Annotated in this window: 16 protein-coding genes; 12 read left to right on the top strand and 4 right to left on the bottom strand. The window is 66.5% G+C overall.

Annotated elements, in window-relative coordinates; genetic code table 11:
* Positions 1-361 precede the first annotated feature (361 nt).
* The 5 genes from ileS (at position 362) to ACR81A_RS07945 (ending at position 6769) form a co-directional block, all read left to right on the top strand.
* Positions 362-3745, top strand: coding sequence for an isoleucine--tRNA ligase (ileS, locus tag ACR81A_RS07965; protein ID WP_440311548.1), 3384 nt, complete (start codon positions 362-364; stop codon positions 3743-3745).
* Positions 3742-5082 (top strand): bifunctional folylpolyglutamate synthase/dihydrofolate synthase, encoded by a 1341-nt coding sequence (locus ACR81A_RS07960; protein WP_440311547.1) that lies wholly within the window; start codon positions 3742-3744, stop codon positions 5080-5082. Before ileS ends, ACR81A_RS07960 begins: the two co-directional genes overlap by 4 nt.
* Entirely contained in the window at positions 5079-5555 is a 477-nt protein-coding gene (locus ACR81A_RS07955) for a DUF4233 domain-containing protein (protein WP_202382769.1), read from the top strand. Before ACR81A_RS07960 ends, ACR81A_RS07955 begins: the two co-directional genes overlap by 4 nt.
* 73 nt (positions 5556-5628) lie before the next feature.
* Positions 5629-6045, top strand: a complete 417-nt coding sequence (gene ndk / locus ACR81A_RS07950) for a nucleoside-diphosphate kinase (RefSeq protein WP_202382767.1) — start codon at positions 5629-5631, stop codon at positions 6043-6045.
* 100 nt (positions 6046-6145) lie between these two features.
* Complete coding sequence (locus ACR81A_RS07945; RefSeq protein WP_440311546.1) at positions 6146-6769, top strand: endonuclease III domain-containing protein; 624 nt, start codon at positions 6146-6148, stop codon at positions 6767-6769.
* Here the strand turns inward: ACR81A_RS07945 and ilvD are convergent.
* Complete coding sequence (gene ilvD, locus ACR81A_RS07940) at positions 6766-8625, bottom strand: dihydroxy-acid dehydratase (RefSeq protein ID WP_202382765.1); 1860 nt, start codon at positions 8623-8625, stop codon at positions 6766-6768. The two genes, ACR81A_RS07945 and ilvD, sit on opposite strands and share 4 nt — an antisense overlap.
* A gap of 73 nt (positions 8626-8698) precedes the next feature.
* Between ilvD and ACR81A_RS07935 the strand changes: the two genes are divergently transcribed.
* Both ACR81A_RS07935 and ACR81A_RS07930 read left to right on the top strand, forming a co-directional pair.
* Entirely contained in the window at positions 8699-9493 is a 795-nt protein-coding gene (locus tag ACR81A_RS07935; RefSeq protein ID WP_202382764.1) for a helix-turn-helix transcriptional regulator, read from the top strand.
* 54 nt (positions 9494-9547) lie between these two features.
* Positions 9548-10741 (top strand): winged helix-turn-helix domain-containing protein, encoded by a 1194-nt coding sequence (locus tag ACR81A_RS07930; RefSeq protein WP_440311545.1) that lies wholly within the window; start codon positions 9548-9550, stop codon positions 10739-10741.
* Between the two features lie 268 nt (positions 10742-11009).
* On the opposite strand, the gene ACR81A_RS07925 is transcribed toward ACR81A_RS07930, so the two are convergent.
* On the bottom strand, positions 11010-11537 hold the full coding sequence (locus ACR81A_RS07925; protein ID WP_440311544.1) for a DIP1984 family protein: 528 nt from the start codon (positions 11535-11537) through the stop codon (positions 11010-11012).
* 139 nt (positions 11538-11676) lie between these two features.
* Between ACR81A_RS07925 and uvrB the strand changes: the two genes are divergently transcribed.
* Both uvrB and ACR81A_RS07915 read left to right on the top strand, forming a co-directional pair.
* Entirely contained in the window at positions 11677-13767 is a 2091-nt protein-coding gene (uvrB, locus tag ACR81A_RS07920; RefSeq protein WP_202382761.1) for an excinuclease ABC subunit UvrB, read from the top strand.
* Between the two features lie 15 nt (positions 13768-13782).
* Positions 13783-14601: a helix-turn-helix domain-containing protein gene (locus ACR81A_RS07915; protein ID WP_440311543.1), complete on the top strand. Its 819-nt coding sequence runs from the start codon at positions 13783-13785 to the stop codon at positions 14599-14601.
* Here the strand turns inward: ACR81A_RS07915 and ACR81A_RS07910 are convergent.
* Both ACR81A_RS07910 and ACR81A_RS07905 read right to left on the bottom strand, forming a co-directional pair.
* Positions 14577-14978, bottom strand: a complete 402-nt coding sequence (locus ACR81A_RS07910; protein ID WP_440311542.1) for a VOC family protein — start codon at positions 14976-14978, stop codon at positions 14577-14579. The genes ACR81A_RS07915 and ACR81A_RS07910 overlap by 25 nt on opposite strands.
* Positions 14979-15086: 108 nt before the next feature.
* On the bottom strand, positions 15087-15956 hold the full coding sequence (locus ACR81A_RS07905; protein WP_202382757.1) for a siderophore-interacting protein: 870 nt from the start codon (positions 15954-15956) through the stop codon (positions 15087-15089).
* A gap of 182 nt (positions 15957-16138) precedes the next feature.
* On the opposite strand from ACR81A_RS07905, the gene uvrA reads away from it, so the two are divergent.
* From uvrA to rapZ, 3 genes are all read left to right on the top strand, one after another.
* Entirely contained in the window at positions 16139-19078 is a 2940-nt protein-coding gene (gene uvrA / locus ACR81A_RS07900) for an excinuclease ABC subunit UvrA (protein WP_202382756.1), read from the top strand.
* A gap of 86 nt (positions 19079-19164) precedes the next feature.
* Positions 19165-21126 carry an excinuclease ABC subunit UvrC gene (uvrC, locus tag ACR81A_RS07895; RefSeq protein ID WP_440313139.1) on the top strand — a complete coding sequence of 654 codons (1962 nt, stop codon included), beginning with the start codon at positions 19165-19167 and terminating at the stop codon, positions 21124-21126.
* Positions 21123-22001 carry an RNase adapter RapZ gene (gene rapZ / locus ACR81A_RS07890; RefSeq protein WP_440311541.1) on the top strand — a complete coding sequence of 293 codons (879 nt, stop codon included), beginning with the start codon at positions 21123-21125 and terminating at the stop codon, positions 21999-22001. The genes uvrC and rapZ overlap by 4 nt, the downstream gene beginning before the upstream one ends.
* Positions 22002-22028: the final 27 nt, after the last annotated feature.

Below are 22028 nucleotides of genomic sequence, written 5' to 3'. Positions count from 1 at the left end.
ATCCCTGCTCAAGTTCGGGCTGATCAGGTGTTTCATCTTTCTTCGGTTGTTATGTTTTCGTTACCTATGGGGTTGTTTTGGGGAGCGTGGTGCATCGAAACGCGCTGTTCGCCGGGCGTTCAGGGTATGCGCGGTGTGCTGCGCTACACTGGCTTCACTGACTGCGATCCGGCGATCACCGGGGAGTCTTCGGAAGAACGGCGCGTCCTCGGATGCGCTCAGTAGAGCCGAACGGGAACGGCCCGTTACAGCCGAACGAAGTGGGAGCCCAGATGTTTGGGCGACAAGCGGGGTGGTACCGCGGGCCGAAGGGCTCGTCCCGGCAGAGCGATGATCGATGTCCGGACCACGAAGGAACTTCATGCCGTACCCCCAGCAGCCCACCGGTCCCGCAGAGGCGGGCAACGCCTCCGGCGCCGCGTTCGGCGTCGCGCCCTCGCCGAGTTTCCCCGAGCTTGAGGAGCGGGTGCTCGAGTTTTGGCGGCGCGACGACACCTTCCAGGAGTCCATTCGTCAGCGTGAGGGCGCGGAGGAGTGGGTCTTCAACGACGGTCCGCCCTTCGCAAATGGGCTGCCGCACTACGGTCACCTGCTCACGGGGTACGCCAAGGACGTGTTCCCGCGCTTCCAGACGATGCGGGGCAAGAAAGTCGAGCGCCGCTTCGGCTGGGACACCCACGGACTCCCCGCTGAGCTTGAGGCGATGAAGCAGCTCGGCATCACCGAGAAGGCCGAGATCGAGGAGATGGGCGTCGCGGCGTTCAACGCCGAAGCGCGCTCCTCGGTGCTGCGCTACGTCGATGAGTGGGAGGACTACGTCACCCGCCAGGCGCGCTGGGTCGACTTTGAGCACGGCTACAAGACGCTCAACCTGGGCTACATGGAGAGCGTCATCTGGGCGTTCAAGCAGCTCTACGACAAGGGCCTCGCGTACGAGGGTTCGCGGATCCTGCCGTATTGCTGGCGCGATGAGACGCCGCTCTCGAACCACGAGTTGCGCATGGACGATGACGTCTATCAGATGCGCCAGGATCCCTCGGTGACGGTGACGTTCCCGCTCGAGGGTGATCGTGCGAACGCGCTCGGCCTCAGCGGAGTGCGCGCCCTCGCCTGGACCACCACGCCGTGGACGCTTCCCACGAACCTCGCCCTCGCGGTCGGCCCGGCAATTAGCTACGCGGTCGTGCCCGCGGGTCCGAACGGGGCTGCCGACGGCGGTGCCGCGGGCGAAACTGAGTACCTGCTCGCGATCGACCTGGTTGCTGCGCACGCGAAGGAACTTGGCTACGAGTCCCCTGACGCGGCGCGCGAAGCCGTCGCTCGCACCGTTCTCGGTGCCGAGCTCGCCGGGGTGCGCTACGCGCGCCTCTTCGACTTCTACGCGGACGCCGAGGTATGGGGAACGGGCGAGGCCTGGCAGATCCTGGTCGATGACTACGTGTCGACGAGCGACGGTACGGGCATCGTGCACCAGGCTCCCGCCTACGGCGAGGATGACCAGCGCATCGCCACCGCGGCCGGCATCCCCACCATCGTGAGCGTGGACGACGGCGGTCGGTTCCTGAACTCCGTTCCGGACGTAGCCGGTGAGTTGTGGATGGACGCCAACCGGCCGCTCATCCGCCAGCTGCGCGAGCGCGGCCGCCTCCTCCGCGAGGCGAGCTACGAGCACTCGTACCCGCACTGCTGGCGCTGCCGGAACCCACTGATCTACAAGGCGGTGTCGAGTTGGTTCGTGCGCGTCACCGACATCAAGGAGCGCATGCTCGAGACGAACGAGGACATCACCTGGGTCCCCGCAAACGTCAAGCATGGCCAGTTCGGCAAGTGGCTCGAGGGTGCCCGTGACTGGTCGATCAGCCGCAACCGCTTCTGGGGCAGCCCGATCCCGGTCTGGAAGAGCGACAACCCCGACTTCCCGCGCGTCGACGTGTACGGATCGGTCGCGGAGCTCGAGGCCGATTTTGGCGAACTGCCGCGCAATGCGGATGGCGAGATCGATCTGCACCGGCCGTACATTGACGAGCTGACCCGCGCGAACCCGGATGATCCGAGTGGTCAGTCGACCATGCGCCGCATCGAGGACGTGCTGGACGTGTGGTTCGACTCCGCATCGATGCCGTTCGCACAGGCGCACTACCCGTTCGAGAACCAGGAATGGTTCGATACACATCAGCCGGCGGACTTTATCGTCGAGTACATCGGGCAGACCCGCGGCTGGTTCTACGTGCAGCATGTGCTTGCCACGGCGCTTTTCGATCGCCCCGCATTCACGAACGTGATCAGTCACGGCATTGTGCTCGGCTCCGACGGCAACAAGATGTCGAAGTCGCTGCAGAACTACCCCGACGTGAACGAGGTGTTCAACCGCGACGGTTCGGACGCGATGCGCTGGTTCCTCATGGCGTCGCCCGTGGTGCGCGGCGGCAACCTCGTGGTCACCGAAGAGGGAATCCGCGAGGGGGTGCGTCAGTTCATCCTGCCGCTCTGGAACAGCTGGTACTTCTTCAGCCTGTACGCGAACGCCGATGGCGTGACCGCGAGCCGCCGCACCGGCTCCACTGATCCGCTCGACCGCTACATCCTGGCGAAGACCGGCGACCTCGTTCGCGAGGTTGGCGCGCACCTCGACGGACTCGACACCACCTCCGCCGCCGAGGCGCTCCGTGCCTTCGCGGAGGTGCTGACGAACTGGTATGTGCGCCGCTCGCGCGACCGCTTCTGGGAGGGCGTGCACGGCGAGAACGGGAAGCCCGAGAACGCTCAGGCATTCGACACGCTGTACACCGTTCTCGAGACGGTCGCGCGGGTCGCGGCACCGCTCGCACCGCTCGTGACCGAAGAGCTGTGGCGTGGCCTCACGGGCGGGCGCTCAGTGCACCTGACCGAGTGGCCGGATGCAGCCGATTTCCCTGCCGATCCCGAGCTCGTCGCTGCGATGGACGAGGTGCGCCAGATCACCTCGCAAGCGCTCGCGCTGCGGAAGGCCCGTCGCTTGCGCGTCCGGTTGCCGCTCGCTGAGCTCACCGTCGTCACGGCGCGCCCGGCAGCGCTCGAGCCGTTCGCTGCGATCCTGCGCGAGGAGCTCAACGTCAAGAACGTGCAACTGATCGAGCAGACCGAGACCAGCGCAGCCGACCACGGTGTCGTGCAGACGCTTGCGGTGAACGCGCGTGCCGCGGGCCCGCGCCTCGGCAAGCAGGTACAGCAGGCCATCAAGGCGGCAAAGTCCGGCGACTGGGCCGAGGAGAACGGTGTGGTTGTTGCGGGCGGCATCGCGCTCGAGCCGCACGAGTACGAGCTCACGCTGCGCGTGGGTGACGGTTCCGAAGAGGGCCCCGCGCTGGGGCTCATCCCCGGCGGCGGTTTCGTGCTCCTCGAGACCGAGACCACACCGGAGCTTGAAGCTGAGGGGGTCGCGCGCGACGCGATTCGAGCCGTGCAGGAGGCGCGCAAGCAGGCGGGACTCGATGTGAGCGATCGCATCGTGCTCGCACTGAACGCCGAGCCCGCGCACGCCGTGGCGCTGCAGACGCATTCCGCCCTCATCGCTGCGGAGACGCTTGCGGTCGGCATCGCTGTCCAGGAAGCGATCGGGATCGACGCGATCATCGACGACATCCAGTCGCCAGGAGGCGGCGTCTTCATTACCGGAGCGAAGGCGATCGGGGTGGAGAAGGCACCGCTCGTCATCACGATCGACACGACCGGGCTCGACGCGCCCGACACGGAGGGCACGCGATGAGCACCGCAGAAGCTGTGTACGAGGCGCTGCTTGAGCGCGTGGGGGAGGCGAACCCCCGCCCGCGCATCGAGCCGGTGCGCAGGCTTGCCGAGCTCGCTGGTTCGCCGCAGCTCTCGTTCCCCGTGATCCAGGTCGCCGGTACGAACGGCAAGACCTCGACGAGCCGCGCGATCGAATCGCTGCTGCGCGCGCACGGGCTGCGCACGGGCCTGTTTACGAGCCCGCACCTCGTTGATTTCACCGAGCGATTCCAACTCGATGGGGAGCCGATCGACGGGGAAGTGCTCGCGTCCGCGTGGCAGGAGCTGCAGGCGCCCCTCGCGCTGGTGGACGCCGAGCTCGCCTCGGCTGGCCACGGTCCGATCACCTTCTTTGAGGCGCTCGCCGTGCTCGCGTTCACCGCGTTTGCGGACGCCCCCGTCGACGTCGCCGTGATCGAGGTGGGCATGGGAGGCGAGTGGGACGCGACGAACATTGTCAACGCGCAGGTCGCGGTGTTCACTCCGATCGATCTTGACCACACCGCGATCCTGGGCTCGGATATTGAGACGATTGCGCGCACGAAGGCCGGCATTGTGAAGCCTGGAAGCTTCGTGGTGTCCGCAGAGCAGGACCCGGCAGCGGTAGAGGAACTGCGGGCCGCGGCCGAGCGCCTCGAAACGCCTTTCGCGCTCGCGGGTCGCGACTTCGCGCTCACTGACGATCGCCTCGCAGTTGGCGGACGCATGATCACGGTCTCCGGCATCGCCGGTGTCACCTATGCGCCCACGTTTGTGCCGCTCTTCGGGCACCACCAGGCGCAGAACGCGGCGCTCGCGATGGTGGCGGTCGAGGCGTTCTTCGGCGCCGAGCGGGGAATCTCGGAGGAGGTGCTCGAGGAGGGCTTTGGTCAGCTCACTTCACCCGGGCGCCTCCAGCTCATTGGTACCGAACCGGTGGTCTACGTCGATGCGGCGCACAATCCGCACGGTGCAGAGGCGCTCGCACGGGCCGTGGCAGAGTCGTTTAGTTTCGATGAGCTCGCCCTCGTCGTCGGCGTGCTCGAGGAGAAGGACGCCGCGGGTGTTCTTGCTGCCCTGGCGCCGATCGCGCACCGCGTCACGCTCACCCCCGTTGACTCGCCGCGGAGCACCGGCGTCGCCGAGCTCGCGCGCATCGCCGGTGACGAGGTTCCCGACACCCCCGTGGAGATCGCGGAGTCGCTGCCCGAAGCGCTCGACGAAGCACGCGCATGGGCGGGGCGCTCGCCGGGGCGCGGAGTGCTCGTCGTTGGATCAGTCGTACTCGCGGGTGAGGCGATTGCCTTCGCACGCGCCGAAGGATGGAGTGCCGCATGAGCCGCGATCCGTACACGTCCGGGGGCGCAGAGACGCCGGACGAGCCCGAACTCAAGCTGTCGCCCTCCGAGACGGTTGCGCACAACTCGGCAATGCGAATCTCGGGCGCGCGGCGCGGCGGCACCTCCACGCAGAAGGCACTCGCCTCGATCGTGCTCGGCTTTGAGTTGATCGTCGTGGTGCTCATCGGGCTGACGCTTTTCGGGCTCGGCACCCTCGAACCCCGCGAGCTGGGCCTGTACATCGGCGGTGGCCTCGCAGTGGTCATCATCGCCGGCCTCGCGACGGTGCGCTTTGGTCGCGTTGGCATCACGATCGGGTGGATCGTCCACGCACTCATGCTGGCCACCGCCTTCATCCTGCCGATGGCGCTCATCGTCGGCCTGCTCTTCACCGCGCTGTGGATCTACTGCATGGTCAAGGGCAGCCAGATGGACCGCGATCGCGCCGCATGGATCGCCGCGCAAGAGTAGCGCGCCGTCCACCACTAGACTGGTGCGCCGAGCGCACGAGACTCACCGAAACACCCCGATACAAGGAGCGTGCATGTCCGCAGAAGAAACTCTCATCCTGGTCAAGCCCGACGGCGTGGCCCGTGGTCTGACGGGGGAGATCCTCCGCCGCGTCGAGGCGAAGGGCTACCGGATCACCGATCTGCGGATGCTCACCGCCAGCCGCGAGCTGCTCGCTGAGCACTACGAGGAGCACGAGGGCAAGCCGTTCTTCGAGCCGCTGCTCGAGTTCATGTCCTCCGGCCCCGTCGTCGCCGTGCGCGCCGAGGGCAACCGCGTGATCGAGGGTTTCCGCTCGCTCGCCGGTGCCACCGATCCGACCGCTGCGGCCCCCGGCACAATCCGTGGTGACCTTGGACGGGACTGGGGCGTTGCCGTGCAGCAGAACCTCGTGCACGGATCGGACTCGACCCTCTCCGCCGAGCGCGAGCTCGGCCTCTGGTTCGCGTAACTCGCGCTTCGCGTGCGGCGGTTCGGCCCGATGGGTCGGGCCGCCGCTTCGTATGTGTGCCGTGCCGATCGCGTCGGCGCGCGCTCGCTAGGCTGAGGTGATGCTCGATCTCCGCCGCGTCGCCGACCGCCTCACCCGTGCACTCGGCCGGCAAGACTGGTGGCCCGCGGAGAGTGCGTTCGAGATGATGCTCGGCGCGGTGCTCGTGCAGAACACGCGGTGGCACAACGTCACGCTCGCGATGGCATTGCTTCGCGAGGCAGGACTCCTCGATCCCGATCGCTGGAATGAGGTCTCTGACCAGCAGGTACTCGCCGCGATACACTCTTGCGGCTTCCACCGCGCCAAGCTGCGTGCCATTCGTGGACTTGCCGACTGGATGCGTGAGGTGGGCGACGCCGAGCTGAGGCAGCCGTCGCGCCCCGATCCTGAGCTGCGTGCCGAGCTCCGGTCGCTTGCGGGCGTGGGTGAGGAGACCGCGGACGCGATTCTGCTCTACGCCTTCGACCGGCCGACGTTCATCTACGACGCGTACGCCCGCCGCATGTTCGACGCGCTCACCGGCGCAGAACTGCGCTCATACGCCGCCGCGCGACGCGCACACGAGGCCTGCGTGGCCCGCGCCGGGTTTACGCTCGACGAACTGCAACAGCTCCACGCGCTGATCGATGAGTTTGGGAAACTCGTCGCGAGCGGCGCGCGGAGCTGGGCAGAACTTCGTTAGAACGTGTCGGGGATCACGCGAACGGCTCCCTTGTCGGCCGACTGCGCGAATGCGGCGTATGCACGCAGCGCATCAGTGATCGGGCGTACCCGGTTCTTCGGGCGGTAGCCACCCGCAGCCTCAAGGGCTGCGCGGCGGCGATCCAACTCGTCCTGCGGGACGTCCAGCGTGAGTGCGCGCGTGGGGATGTCGATCGAGATGATGTCGCCATCTTCGACCAGCGCGATCACGCCACCGCTCGCTGCTTCCGGCGAAATGTGACCAATCGATAGTCCCGAGGTGCCGCCTGAGAACCGCCCGTCTGTGATGAGCGCGCACGCCTTCCCGAGACCGCGCCCCTTCAGGAACGAGGTCGGGTAGAGCATCTCCTGCATGCCCGGGCCGCCCTTCGGGCCCTCATAGCGAATCACGACGACGTCGCCCTCACCCACCTGCTTATTGAGAATCTTCTCGACAGCCTCGTCCTGCGATTCGCAGACTACGGCCGGGCCCGAGAACGTCCAGATGGACTCGTCCACGCCGGCGGTCTTCACGACCGCACCATCCACGGCAATGTTTCCGCGCAGCACGGCGAGCCCGCCATCCTTCGAGTAGGCGTGCTCAACGGAGTGGATGCACCCGTTCTCCTGATCGAGATCGAGCTCTCGCCAGCGCTCCGACTGCGAGAACGCGGTGGACGAGCGCACGCCGCCGGGTGCCGCGTGGAAGAGCTCGAACGCCTCATCGCTCGCCTGCCCCCCGCGCACATCCCACTCGTCGAGCCACTCGCCCAGGGTCTTCGCGTGCACGGTGTGTACGTTCTCGTCGAGCATGCCGCCGCGGCGCAGTTCGCCGAGCAGCGCGGGGATGCCGCCTGCGCGGTGCACATCCTCCATGTAATAGGTCTTGCCGTTGGCCACGTTCGGGGCAACCTTCGCGAGGCATGGGACCCGGCGCGATACTGCGTCAATCTCGGTGAGCCCGAAGTCGACCCCCGCCTCGTGCGCCGCTGCGAGCAAGTGCAGAATCGTGTTGGTCGATCCGCCCATGGCGATGTCGAGCGCCATGGCGTTCTCGAACGCGGCGGGCGTGGCGATGTTGCGCGGCAGCACGCTCGCGTCGTCATCGTCGTAGTAGCGGCGGGTGATGTCGACCACCGTCTTGCCCGCGTTTTCGTAGAGCGCCTTGCGGGCGGTGTGTGTTGCGAGGGTCGAGCCATTGCCCGGCAGCGAGAGCCCGATCGCTTCGGTGAGGCAGTTCATCGAGTTCGCGGTGAACATGCCGGAGCACGAGCCGCAGGTCGGGCAGGCCGACTCCTCGATTTTCTGGATGTCCTCGTCCGACACGTTCTCGTTGACGGCCTCGGAGATCGCATCAACGAGATCGAGCGTGCGGACCATGCCGTTCGCGAGCACGGCGCGGCCCGACTCCATGGGGCCGCCGGAGACGAACACGGTCGGGATGTTCAAGCGGAGGGCCGCGAGCAGCATGCCGGGCGTGATTTTGTCGCAGTTCGAGATGCAGATAAGGGCGTCGGCGCAGTGCGCGTTCACCATGTATTCGACGGAGTCTGCGATGAGATCGCGCGAAGGCAGCGAGTACAGCATGCCGCCGTGGCCCATGGCGATACCGTCGTCGACCGCGATCGTGTTGAACTCGCGCGGGATCCCACCGGCCTCCGTGATCGCGTCCGACACAATGCGACCGACGGGCGCGAGGTGCGTGTGGCCGGGTACGAACTCAGTGAATGAGTTCGCCACGGCGATGATCGGCTTGCGCCCGAGATCGGCGCCATTGACGCCGGCGGCGCGGAAGAGCGCGCGGGCGCCTGCCATGTTGCGGCCGTGGGTGACTGTAAACGAGCGATAGGTCGGCATATGACCATTGAGCCAGAGCGTTAGGCTCTGTGGAAGTGAGTAGTTGTACTAGTACTGGTGATACTATGATCTGATGATTCGGCCACGGACCGCCCGCGGCGTGCAGCTCGGTGAGTTCTTGACCGCACGACGCAGAGCTCAGCCACGCGCGGAGCACGGGCTCCCGCCGGGGAGTCGGCGCAGTGAAGTGGGGCTTAGCCGGGAAGAGGTTGCGACGCTCTCGGGAATTAGCGTGAGCTGGTACACCTGGCTGGAACAGGGGCGCGAAATCAACGCCTCGCGCCAGGTGCTGAGCGCGGTGGCGCGGGTGCTGCGCCTCACCGATTCGGAGACCGAGTACGTCTTCGCGCTCGCTGGCCCCGGGCGCGAGCCCGTGTCGGTGCCCGTGGATCGCGCGCCCGCCCACCTGCTCCACCTCATCGCTGCGTTCGACTTCCCCGCGTTCATTCTTGCGAGCGATTGGACCATAGTGGGCTGGAATGCCGGCTATGAGTGGCTCTACGGCTCGATCGCGACCACCGCGCCCGCGGAGCGCAACCTCCTGCGCCTCGTCTACACCGATCCGCGGCTCCGTGACATCCTGCCCAACTGGGAGCTCGACAGTCGGAGCTTCCTTGCGGAGTTTCGTGCGGAGTCCGGCATTCGATTGGGATCGGCACGGCACAGCGCCGTCGTGCAGGGGCTCATTGAGGAAAGTGCCGACTTTCGCGCGCACTGGGCTGAGCAGTCCGTCGTTCGGTTCCGCTCCCGCCTGCGCACCTTTGCCCACCCTGAAGCGGGCGAGCTCGTGTTCGAGCACCACCGGCTCGTGCCGTCGGATGCACCGGACCTGCACATCGTCATGTACCCACCGGCGGGCGAAAAGTAGCGTTCCTGGGCGCGTGCGTGCGCGCGTGTCGGGGGTGCCCGCTAGCGTTCTCGCATGACTGAAACACTCAGCGCCGCGGAGGCGAGGCGAATCGCTCTCGCCGCGCAGGGCTTTTCCAGTTCCGCGCGGCTGCGGCAGCGGCGACCGTTCGACCCCGCGTTGGAAGCCCTGCACGTGCTGCAGATTGACTCGGTGAATGTGTTCTCGCGCAGCCACTACCTCCCCGTATTCTCGCGGCACGGTGCGTACTCGCACGCGGCGCTTGATCGCCATCTGTGGGAGGGCAGCGAGTACACGGAGTACTGGGCGCATGAGGCAGCGTTTCTCCCCGTGGCCGACCGACCCCTATTTGGGTGGCGCATGGCTGACTTCCGGGATCGCTTCGCCGCGAACGGTCGAGCCGCACAGCTTGCGCCCGAGATCGCGCGCCTGCGCAGGCTGCTCGCCGACGGGCAGCCGCGTTTTGTTCGCGAACTCGAGGAAGGGCCGCGCGAGAAGCGCGGTCCCTGGTGGGACTGGAGCGACACCAAGCAGGCCGTTGAGGTCATGTTTGCGGAGGGGGAGGTGGTGTCGGCCGGGCGCGAGGGCTTTCAGCGCCGCTACACCCTGGCCGAGCACGCTCTCCCAGCGGCCGCGCTTGCTGAGGTGCCGCGGGCGGATGCTCAGCGCCAGCTCATTTCCCGCGCGGCGCGCTCACTCGGTGTCGGCACACTCGCGGACCTCGCCGACTATCACCGGCTCAAGGCTGCCCCCGCTCGCGCGGCAGTCCGCGCCCTGGAGGAATCAGGGGAGCTCGTGCCCGTGCAGGTTGCGGGGTGGCGCCGAGCCTCAGGCGCGGTGGAATCCGCGTGGCGGCACCGCGACGCGCGGCTTCCATCCCGGCTCGCGCCCGACGCGCTTCTCACCCCGTTTGATCCGGTGGTGTGGTTTCGGCCGCGCGCCGAGCGCATGTTCGACTTTCACTACCGCATCGAGATCTACACACCCAAGGAGCAGCGCCAGTTTGGGTACTACTGCCTGCCACTCATGGTGGCGGGAAAACTGGCGGGCCGGATCGACCTGAAAGCGGATCGTGAGGCGCGGGTGCTGCTCGTGCAGGCTGCCTGGCGCGAACCGGGCGCGCCCGGCCGCACGAGTGAGGTCGCCACAGCACTCCTCGCCCGTGCCGCAGCGTGGCAGGGGCTTGCCGAAGTGCGGGTCTCAGGCGTCGGGAACCTGCCGTTGCCCGCGCGGTTTGACGCCGCCTGAGCCGCACCGAATGCGGCGTATCAGACGCGGAGAGTCCCCGATCCCACCCTCCCGACTCGATCTCGACACGCGGTAGTGCGCGGTGCGCGGTGGCTGGTCACATGTGCACAGTGCTGGGCTGCACTGTGTGTGGTGGGCTGCCCGCTGCCCTGCAAGAGCCAGATTTGCCCGTCTGGCGCGGGGTGTGCCCGCTGATCGAGTCGGTACCGACTCCGCTGTGTGAAGTTGTGTCGTACACTGCGCCGGGCGGAGTCCGCCGCCCCGGCGGCTAGTCCCCGAGGAGCTCGTGCGCCCAGTTCGCCTGCTGCACGCGCGCATCAAGCTCACGCAACTCGCGGGCCAGCGCGTCTGCCTGCGTGCGGAGCGTCGGCACCTCGAGGGCACTGAGCTCGCGGAGCTCCGAGCGCATCTGACGGTACGCGCCACTGCCCTGTGCGGCCTCCGCAGCCTCGACGAGGATCGCGTGGCGCATGCGCAGGCTATCGCGGAGCGCGAGCGCGTCGGTCATGGTGACGGTCTTCGCCTCCGTTGCGCCCGCATCTCGCCGGCGGCCGCCCGAACTGCGCGTGGGTGCCGTTGGGAGCGCGACCTCGATCGCTGAGTTCGTGGCGTTGATGCTGCGGACCAGCTGCTCGAGCTCACCGACAGCGAGCGCGGCCTCGGCGAGCAGCGCCTTCGCGTCCTCCGAGGGTTCCTCGCCCTCCTGGTAGCGCGCGTTTGCGACGATGCGTGCTCGGAGCTGTGCGATGCGCTTCTGCGTATCAGCGCGGAGCGCAAGCGCTTCTGCGAGTTTCACCCGGTGCCTCAATTCTCGTGGTGTGCTCGGCGGGAACGCCAGGCTAGCACGCGCGGGCGCGGGGATTCTGCGGAGAGGTGAGATCAGCTGTGCGCGGATCCCGATCTGAATGTCAGAGGGTGGCGTTAGTCTTTTTGGTATGGAACCTACGCGCAGCGTCCGCCCCTTCGAGGTGATCAGCGAGTACGAGCCGAGCGGCGATCAGCCCAAGGCAATCGCAGAGCTTGCCGACCGAATTAACGCTGGTGAGACCGATGTTGTGCTCCTCGGTGCAACGGGTACGGGCAAGTCGGCGACGACCGCTTGGCTCATCGAGGCGGTGCAGCGCCCCACGCTCATCCTCGCCCACAATAAGACGCTCGCCGCGCAGCTCGCGAGCGAGTTCCGTCAGCTCATGCCGAACAACTCGGTTGAGTACTTCGTGAGCTACTACGACTACTACCAGCCGGAAGCGTACGTACCGCAGACGGACACGTTCATCGAGAAGGACTCCTCCGTGAACGCGGAGGTAGAACGGCTGCGTCACTCTACGACGAACGCGCTCCTCAGTCGGCGTGACACCGTCGTCGTCTCGACCGTCTCGTGCATCTACGGTCTCGGCAAGCCCGAGGAGTACTACGAGGCAATGGTGCCGCTCGTGGTGGGGGACGTGCTGAATCGCGATGTGCTCCTGCGGCGCTTCGTGGACATGCAGTACCAGCGCAACGACATCGAGTTTGTGCGCGGCAACTTCCGCGTTCGGGGCGACACGGTCGAGATCATCCCGATGTACGAGGAGCTCGCGATCCGCATCGAGTTCTTCGGTGACGAGATCGAGGCGCTGTACTACCTACACCCAGTCACGGGCGATGTGATCAAGCAGGTCGAGACCGTCTCGGTGTTCCCCGGCTCGCACTACGTTGCAAGCCGCGAGGTGATGAACCGAGCGATGGGCACCATCTCCGACGAGCTCGACGCTCGGCTCGACGAGCTGAAGCGACAGAACAAGCTGGTAGAAGAGCAGCGGCTGCGCATGCGCACCACCTTTGACCTCGAGATGATGGAACAGATCGGGTTCTGCTCGGGCATCGAGAACTACTCGCGTCACATCGACGGACGTGAGAAGGGCGAGGCGCCGCACTGCTTGCTCGACTACTTCCCGGACGATTTCCTGGTGGTCATCGACGAGTCGCACGTCACGGTGCCGCAGATCGGTGCGATGTATGAGGGCGATGCATCACGCAAGCGCACGCTCGTCGATCATGGGTTCCGGCTGCCGAGCGCGCTCGACAACCGGCCGCTCACCTTCGGCGAGTTCAACGATCGGGTGGGCCAGATCGTGTATCTGTCGGCCACCCCGGGCAAGTACGAGCTCGAGCGGGCAGACGGCATCGTTGAGCAGATCATCCGCCCGACCGGATTGATCGACCCCGAAATCATTGTGAAGCCGAGTGAGGGGCAGATCGATGATCTGCTCGAGGAAGTGCGCGTCCGAGCAGAGCGCGATGAGCGCGTGCTCGTCACGACCCTCACGAAGAAGATGGCCGAGCAGCTCACCACCTTCATGGAGGAGGCGGGGGTGCGCGTGCGCTACTTGCACTCCGATGTCGATACGCTGCGCCGCGTCGAGTTGCTGACCGAGCTACGCGCGGGGGTCTACGACGTGCTCGTCGGCATCAACCTGCTGCGTGAGGGCCTCGACCTGCCCGAGGTCTCGCTGGTGGCGATCCTCGACGCCGACAAGGAGGGGTTCCTCCGCTCCAGTACCTCGCTCATTCAGACGATCGGCCGCGCGGCACGAAACGTTTCCGGGCAAGTGCACATGTACGCCGACAAGATCACCCGCTCCATGCGCGAAGCAATTGACGAGACGAATCGTCGTCGCGAGATCCAGGTCGCGTACAACACGGAGCACGGCATCGATCCACAGCCGCTGCGCAAGAAGATCGGCGACATCACCGAGATGCTCGCGCGAGAGGCTGCTGACACGGAGGACGTGCTCTCACGGACGGGCGCGCATTCCCAGCGCAAGGGCGATTCGCCGCAGCGTGCGAAGGGCAAGGCCGCGGCGCGCGCCGGCGCGATCGCGGCCGAGGGCTCGGCGAAGCTTGAGGAGCTGATCGGTGATCTCACAGAGCAGATGCTCGCGGCCGCCGAGGAGCTGAAGTTTGAGCTCGCGGCGCGACTGCGCGACGAGGTGTCTGAGCTGAAGCGAGAGCTGCGGAGCATGGACGCCGCCGGGCACCTCTAAGCGCTCGGCGCGGTCGTGTACCACGAACTCCGAGTCCCCGCAGTGGGGACGCTCTGGTGGGCTCACGCGGAGCATCCAGCGTCATTCTCTGATGGTGAGGCTGGTGGGGCGACTGGTGGAGAGGCTGGCGGTCGGATCATCGCGGCGGATGGGAGCGCCGACCTCATCCTCCGTGATGACTCGCTGCTCGTCGCCGGCCCGTCGACACGCGCTCTCCGCGCGCAGGGATCCCGATCCGGGGTCACCGTGGGGGTGCGCTTTGACCCCGGGGCTGCCGGCCTCGCGCTCTCGCAGTCCGCGGCGCCGCTTCGCGATGCGCAGCTCGCCGGGACGGCGGTGCTCAGCCCGCTACAGCTGCGCTCCGCGCTGAGTCTCCTCCGGCGTGTCCGTGGCGCGGTTGTAGAAGCAGGTCAGGCGGGCGACACGGCCTCCCGCCTGCCCGGTGAGGCGCAAGCTCGTGCGGTTCAGGCTGCAGCGGCCGCGTTGCAGCTCGCCTACGCTCCCGTGCTCGCGGAGCAGCGGCACTGGCGCTCCGCGGTGCGCAGCGCAGCGGCGAGTGGCGCCCCCGCGGCTGCGGTGGCGGGTGAGTTCGGGGTGTCCGAGCGCCACTTTCGACGGCGGATGACGGAGGACTTCGGCTACGGATTCACGAGCCTGCGACGGGTGCTCCGCGCGGAACGCGCGCATGAGCTGCTCCGCGGCGGAGTGCCGGTTGTGGACGTCGCCGCGCGTGGGGGCTATGCCGACCAGGCTCACCTCACCCGCGAGCTGCGCGACATCGCGGGCACCACCCCGGGGCGAGTCTCACGCTACGCCGCGGGGAGCGGCGCGTAGAGATCGACCGCGTTGCCGTCGGGGTCGTGCACGGTGGCGTAGCGCTGGCCCCACGGCGCATCCCAGGGGGCGGTTGCGGCAGCGGCGGGGAAGCGAGCGGTGACCTCGGCGTACGCGGCATCAACCGCGGCGGGGGAGTCCGCCTCGCACGCGAAGCCGATGCGGCCCGGGCCAGTCGGCAGCACGAAGTCGGGATTGAAGCTGTGGATCGTAGTGAGCGGATCCCACGCGAGCGTGGTACCGCCCGGGAGCGCCACCTCCACGTGGGGTTCCGCGTCGAGCCCCTCGGGAATGTCGAGACCAAGCGTGCGATAAAAGGCGAGCGAGGCCGAGAGGTCGCTCGTGACGATGCCGATGAAGTTCAGTGCGAGTGTCATGCGGCAAGCGTACGCTCACGCGTGATGGCCGTCTTGAAGAAAACGGCCATCACGCGTTCGTGAGCGCGGGTGCTCACGCGGCGCAGAAGACCAGGCGCCCCGAAAAGTTCAGACCTGGCCGATCGGCTCGCGCTTCTCCGCCTGGAAAGCGTCCTCACGACGGCCGTAGGCCCAGTACGGCGAAAGGGACAGCTGTGCGCGGTCCAGGCCGCGCTCGTCGGTGAAGTACGGCCGCAGCGCCTTCATCGCCCCCCGCTCGCCGTGCACGAACACCTGCACACGGCCGGGCAGCCACGTTGCAGCGCGTACCGCATCGACAAGCACTGTTGAGGTGCCGGCTTCGGCGTCACCGCGATGCAGCCAGGTGACGTTGATTCCGGTGGGGGCGTCGAGGGAAAGCTCGTCCTCCGGGCCGCCCACCTCGATGAGAGCGGTGCCGACCGCGTCGCGCGGCATGGCCTCAAGCGCCGCCGCGATCGCGGGGATGGCGGCCTCATCGCCCGCCAGGAGGTGCCAATCCGCGGTGGGGTCGGGGGCATAGCCACCGCCGATGCCACGGAGAACGACAGCGTCGCCCGGCTGCGCGCGGTCAGCCCAGGGCCCTGCGACTCCCGCTTCGCCGTGGGTCACGAAGTCGATCCAAATCTCGCCGGCGTCGAGATCAAAGCGCCGGATCGAGTAGGTGCGCGTCGAGGGCATCTGCTCCGGGCTCAGTTCCTCCCGCAGCGCATCGAGATCGTACGGCGGTTTCAGCGGCGTATCGGGCTGCGTGAACAGCATCTTGCTGTACGCGTCCGTCTTTCCGTTCGGCTCAATCTGCGCGACCCCTGGACCGCCGGCGACGATGCGCACGAGGTGACGGGAGAGCTGAACGCGTTCGAGCACCTCGAGTACGATTTGCGGCCGCGCGGTGCGTGCGGCGCGCGTCGGCGCTGCTGCTGCTGCGGGAGCGGCGGCGGGGGACTCGGGAGTGCTCATGGGGACCTCAATCGTCTGATGTTTGTGCACCCTCCACCCTGTCACACCCGTATGTTTCCTGCCAGGGTGGGGCACGGGAAGCCCCTCATGCGCGAGATCGGTTCGCTCAGGGCGTCGCGAGCGCCGCGCGACCCATCGCACATATGTTCGAATTTCCAGTCAGTGCAGCATAAGATGGTGGGGTGAGCTCGAAGAACCCCGCACCGATCCGTTCCTCCGCCGCCCACGCGCAGATCAGCGTGCAGGGCGCCCGCGTGCATAACCTGCAGAACGTGGATTTGGCGATCCCGCGCGACTCGATGGTCGTGTTCACCGGCCTCTCGGGGAGCGGGAAGTCGAGCCTTGCGTTCGACACGATCTTCGCCGAGGGGCAGCGCCGCTATGTCGAGTCGCTGAGCGCGTACGCCCGGCAGTTCCTAGGTCAGGTGGATCGCCCCGACGTTGATTTCATCGAGGGGTTGAGCCCCGCGGTGTCCATCGACCAGAAGTCAACGAATCGCAACCCGCGCTCTACCGTGGGCACGATTACCGAGATCTATGACTACATGCGACTGCTCTGGGCGCGCATCGGCGTGCCGCACTGTGCGGTGTGCGGCGAACGCATCGCGTCGCAGACCGTGCAGCAGATCGCTGATCAGCTGATGGAGCTCGAGGAGCGCACGCGTTTCCAGGTGCTTGCCCCGGTGGTGAGTAAGAAGAAGGGCGAGTTCGTCGACCTCTTCCAGGACCTCGCGGCGAGCGGTTACTCGCGCGCGCACGTGGATGGCGAGCTCATTCAGCTGTCCGACCCGCCGAAGCTGAAGAAGCAGATCAAACACGATATCTCAGTGGTGATCGACCGCCTGGTCGCGGGCCCTGAGGTCCTCGGCCGGTTGACCGACTCCCTAGAGACCGCACTGCGCCTGTCCGGGGGACTCGTCACGATTGACTTCGTTGACCGTGAAGCCGGGGCGGCGGATCGCACCCAACTCTTCTCCGAGCACCTGTCGTGCCCGAACCAGCACCCCGTGCAGCTCACCGAGATCGAGCCGCGCACCTTTTCCTTCAACGCGCCCTTCGGTGCCTGCAGTACCTGCTCCGGTCTCGGAACTAGCATGTCGGTCGACGATGACCTCGTGCTCGGTGATCCCGAGCTGTCGATTGGCGAGGGCGTCATCATCCCGTGGACGAGCCAAGGCAAGAGCCTCTACCAGTACTACGAGAAGCTGTTGATCGGTCTCGCGAACGATCTCGAGTTCTCGCTTGATACGCCCTGGGGTGAATTGAGTGACGAGGTGCGCGAAGCGGTGCTTCACGGCAATAACTTCAAGGTCAACGTGCGCTGGAAGAACCGCTTCGGCCGTGAGGTGAAGTACTCCTCGGGGTTTGAAGGCGTGATCCCGTTCATCGAGCGGCAGTACGCCGAAGCCGAGAGCGACACGAAGCGCGATCGGTGGTCCGAGTTCCTCCGTGAGGTGCCCTGCCACGCTTGCAACGGTCAGCGGCTGAAGCCCGAGGTGCTTGCGGTCACGGTCAACGAGCAGTCGATCGCGGGGGTGGGCGAATTCAGCCTGAGCGACGCGAAGCGCTTCTTCGACGAGGTGACGCTCTCCGAGCGCGAGGCGAAGATTGCCGCGCAGGTGCTGCGTGAGATCCGACTCCGCTTCGACTTCCTCATCGAGGTGGGGCTCGGCTACCTGACTCTCGCGCGCGGCGCAGGCACACTCTCAGGCGGTGAGGCGCAGCGCATTCGCCTCGCCACGCAGATCGGCTCCGGCCTCACGGGTGTGCTCTACGTGCTCGACGAGCCCTCCATCGGTCTCCACCAGCGAGACAACCGACGCCTGATTGAAACCCTCATCAAGCTGCGCGATCTCGGCAACACGCTCATCGTGGTGGAACACGACGAAGAAACGATCGAGGCCGCCGATTGGATCGTCGACATCGGTCCCGGCGCCGGGGTTGAGGGCGGCACGGTGGTGCACTCAGGTGAGTACGCGGAGCTGATTGCCAACGAGCGATCCATCACCGGTGACTACCTGGCGGGGCGCCGTTCGATCGAGACGCCCAAGAAGCGGCGCAAGCGCGATCGGAAGCGCGAGCTGAAGGTGGTGGGTGCCCGGTCGAACAACCTGCAGAACGTCGATGCCACCTTCCCGCTCGGCGTGATGACTGCGGTGACCGGCGTGTCTGGCTCGGGGAAGTCGACGCTTGTGAACGACATCCTCTACCGGGTGCTCGCGAACCAGCTCAACGGGGCGCGCCTGGTGCCCGGCAAGCACACTCGCATCACCGGTCTGGAGCACCTCGACAAGGTGGTGCACGTCGATCAGGCACCCATCGGTCGGACCCCGCGATCGAACCCCGCGACCTACACCGGTGTGTTCGACAAGATCCGCACGCTGTTCTCAGAGACTCCCGAGGCGAAGACTCGCGGCTATCTCCCGGGTCGCTTCAGCTTCAACGTCAAGGGTGGCCGCTGCGAGGCATGCTCGGGCGATGGCACGCTGAAGATCGAGATGAACTTCCTGCCCGACGTGTACGTCGCGTGCGAGGTGTGCGGTGGTTCGCGCTACAACCGCGAGACCCTCCAGGTGCGCTACAAGGGCAAGAACATCTCCGAGGTGCTCGAGATGCCGATCGCTGAGGCGGAGGAGTTCTTCAAGCCGATCTCGTCGATCCACCGCTACATGAAGACGCTCGTCGATGTGGGGCTTGGCTACGTTCGTCTCGGGCAGAGCGCGACGACGCTCTCGGGTGGCGAGGCGCAGCGCGTCAAGCTTGCCACTGAGCTGCAGAAGCGTTCGAACGGCCGCAGCATCTACGTCCTCGACGAGCCCACCACCGGCCTGCACTTCGAAGACGTTCGCAAGCTTCTCCTTGTGCTCAACGGCCTGGTCGATAAGGGCAATACCGTGATTACGATTGAGCACAACCTGGACGTGATCCGGAGCGCAGACTGGATTATCGATCTCGGGCCCGAGGGGGGCTCGGGCGGTGGCACGATCCTTGCCGAGGGGACGCCGGAGCAGCTCGCGAAGCATCCGGAGAGCCACACTGGTCGCTTCCTTGCCGAGGTGCTCGAGGGCTGGGCTGCGAAGTCCGCGCGCGCGGTGGAAGCGAGCGCGAAGGCGAGCGCGTGATCGCCGCCTCAGGGGGCATTGAGGGACCGCACGCAGCCGCCCCGGCCGACGGGGAGCCTGCGGGGAGGAACGCGAGCGCAGATTCTGTGACCTCGGAGATCGGGATCACGGACAACCGCGCGTCGTTCCGGCCTGCGCAGGGCGAGATCCCGACCTCGCCGGGCGTCTATCGCTTCAGCGACAAGTACGGCCGCGTGCTGTACATCGGAAAGGCGAAAAACCTTCGGGCCAGGCTCGCAAACTACTTCCAGCCGCTGCACTCACTCATGCCGCGGACCCGGCGCATGCTGGCGCTCGCGGCGAAACTGGATTGGACCGTTGTCGCCACCGACACCGAGTCTCTCGTGCTCGAGCACACGTGGATCACGGAGTTCAAGCCACCGTTCAACGTCCAGTTCAAGGACGACAAGACCTATCCGTACCTCGCGGTCACCCTGCGCGAGGAGTCGCCGCGGCTGATCATCACCCGCAACGAGAAGATTCGCGGTGCCCGGTATTTCGGCCCGTACCCCAAGGTGTGGGCGCTGCGCGAGACGACGGGGCTGCTGCAGCAGGCGTTTCCGATTCGCACCTGCAACGACGCCGATTACAAACGTGCGATGTCGAGCGGTCGTCCCTGCCTCGCGGGGCAGATCGGCCGGTGCCACGGCCCGTGTTCGCAGCTCATCTCGATTGAGGATCACCGGGCGCGAGTCGAGGAGCTCGTCGCGTTCCTCGCAGGCGGAGACACGAGCCACCTGCGGGCACTGCAACACGGGATGCGCGAGGCGGCACTCGAGCAGCGCTACGAGGAGGCAGCGCGGCTCCGTGATCAGGTGCAGGCCGTGCAGCACGTGCTCGAGAAGAACGCGGTGGTGCTCGGGCACGACGTGAACCTCGACGTGTTCGGTTTGCGGGCCGATGAGCTCGCGGCTGCGGCTCACCAGTTCATCATTCGCGGGGGGCGCATTCGCGGTGAGCGCAGCTGGATCGTCGACGTTGAGCTCGACGATTCGCCGAGCACGCTGCTCGAACAGGTTGTCCAGTCGGCGTACGAGGGGGAGCGCGAGCCCCCGCCCGAGATTCTTGTCCCGCTGCTGCCCGAGGGCTCCGAAGCGCTCGAGAACGCGCTCAGCGCGAAGCGTCCCCGGCGCGGCAGGGTCCGCGTGCGCGTACCCGAGCGTGGCGAAAAGGTACAGCTCATGGAGCGCGCGGTGCTGAACGCTGGTGAGCACCTCATCAGGCACAAGCTCAAGCGAGCCGCCGACCTCACGGCGCGTACGGACGCGCTCGCCGAGCTGCAGCGCGCGCTCGGCATGATTGAGGCGCCACTTCGGATCGAGTGTGTGGACGTCTCGCACCTGCAGGGCACCGGGGTGGTGGCCTCCCTTGTCGTGTTCGAAGACGGGCTTCCCGCGAAGGGGGCATATCGCAAGTACCGGATCGAAGAGACCACCGACGATACCGACTCGATTTACCAGGTGATCTCACGCCGCGCTGCGCAGTTGAACGCCGCCCGCGAAGCTGGCGAGCAGCCGAGCGGGATCTATCGCGATCGCCCACAGCTCCTCATCGTTGACGGTGGGGAGCCGCAGGTGAAGGCAGCCGCCCGCGCGTTGCGGGAGGCGGGAATCACGGACATCGCGCTGTGTGGCGTCGCCAAGCGACTCGAAGAGCTCTGGCTGCCCGATGATCCGTTCCCTGTCATTTTGCCGCGCACGAGTGAGGCGCTGTTCCTCGTGCAGCGCGTGCGCGACGAGGCGCACCGCTTCGCGATCACCTTCCAGCGGCAGCGACGCAGCACGGCGATTGCGAGCCAACTTTCGGAGATCCCGGGCCTTGGACCGAAGCGAGTGCAGGGCCTGCTCAAATACTTCGGCTCCGTAGCGCGTCTGCGGGCTGCAAGTCTTGAGGAGCTCTCTGCGGCGCCCGGGCTCGGGCCCAGGCTCGCCGAACAGGTGCGAGCGCACCTCGGGGAGGTGCCAGCGGATTCTGCTTCGAGTGATGTGGCTGACGCTAAGCTGGAGACGGCATCCACGACGGAGCCGGGCGAGGAGGGAAGCGCATGAGCGAGGTGGAATCCACGCAGGAGATACTGATCGTGACGGGGATGTCAGGGGCCGGTCGAAGCACCGTCGCCAACACCCTCGAAGACCTGGGCTGGTACGTTGTCGACAACCTCCCGCTCACGATGCTGAAGACCCTGGCTGACATGGCAGACCGCTCGGGCGGGGCGCTGCCAAAGATCGCCGCGGTCGTTGATGTTCGTGGTCGTGACCTGTTCGCCGATATTCAGCACACCGTCACTGAGCTTCGCGAGAATGCCACCGTTCGTGTGGTGTTCCTAGACGCTACCGATGAGATTCTCGTTCGACGCTATGAGTCTGTCCGGCGTCCGCACCCCTTCCAGGCCGAGGCCGGCAGCCTGCTCGAGGGCATTCGTTTGGAGCGTGATCGGCTGCAAGAGTTGCGCGCTTCGAGCGACGTAGCGATCGATACCTCGCGCTACAACGTGCACGATCTTTCGACGGCTACACGGGAACTTTTCTCCGACGACAACACGCCCGGCCTGCAGCTGTCGGTGGTGAGCTTCGGCTTCAAGTACGGTGCGCCCACAGACGTGGACCTGATGGTCGATATGCGCTTCCTCCCGAACCCGTTTTGGGAGCCTGAGCTGCGCGCTCTCACCGGAGTTGACGCGGAAGTCAAGGACTACGTTCTGAGTCGTGACGGCGCAACGGAATTCCTCGACAACTACGTTGCAGCGCTCACTCCGGTGCTTGCTGGCTTCCAGCGCGAGAACAAGCGACACGCCTCACTCGCGGTAGGATGCACCGGCGGCAAACATCGTTCTGTCGCCACCGCACGCGAGCTCGCTGATCGACTCGCGGGCCTTCCGGGCGTCAGTGTCAGTCTGCGCCACCGCGACCTCGGTCGCGAGTAGATTCTGCAGCGCTGCTTCGGCGCCCCG

The organism is Leucobacter chromiireducens (assembly GCF_051993095.1).
GTDB classification, from domain to species: domain Bacteria; phylum Actinomycetota; class Actinomycetes; order Actinomycetales; family Microbacteriaceae; genus Leucobacter; species Leucobacter chromiireducens.
This window is presented reverse-complemented; position numbering and strand designations above follow the sequence as displayed.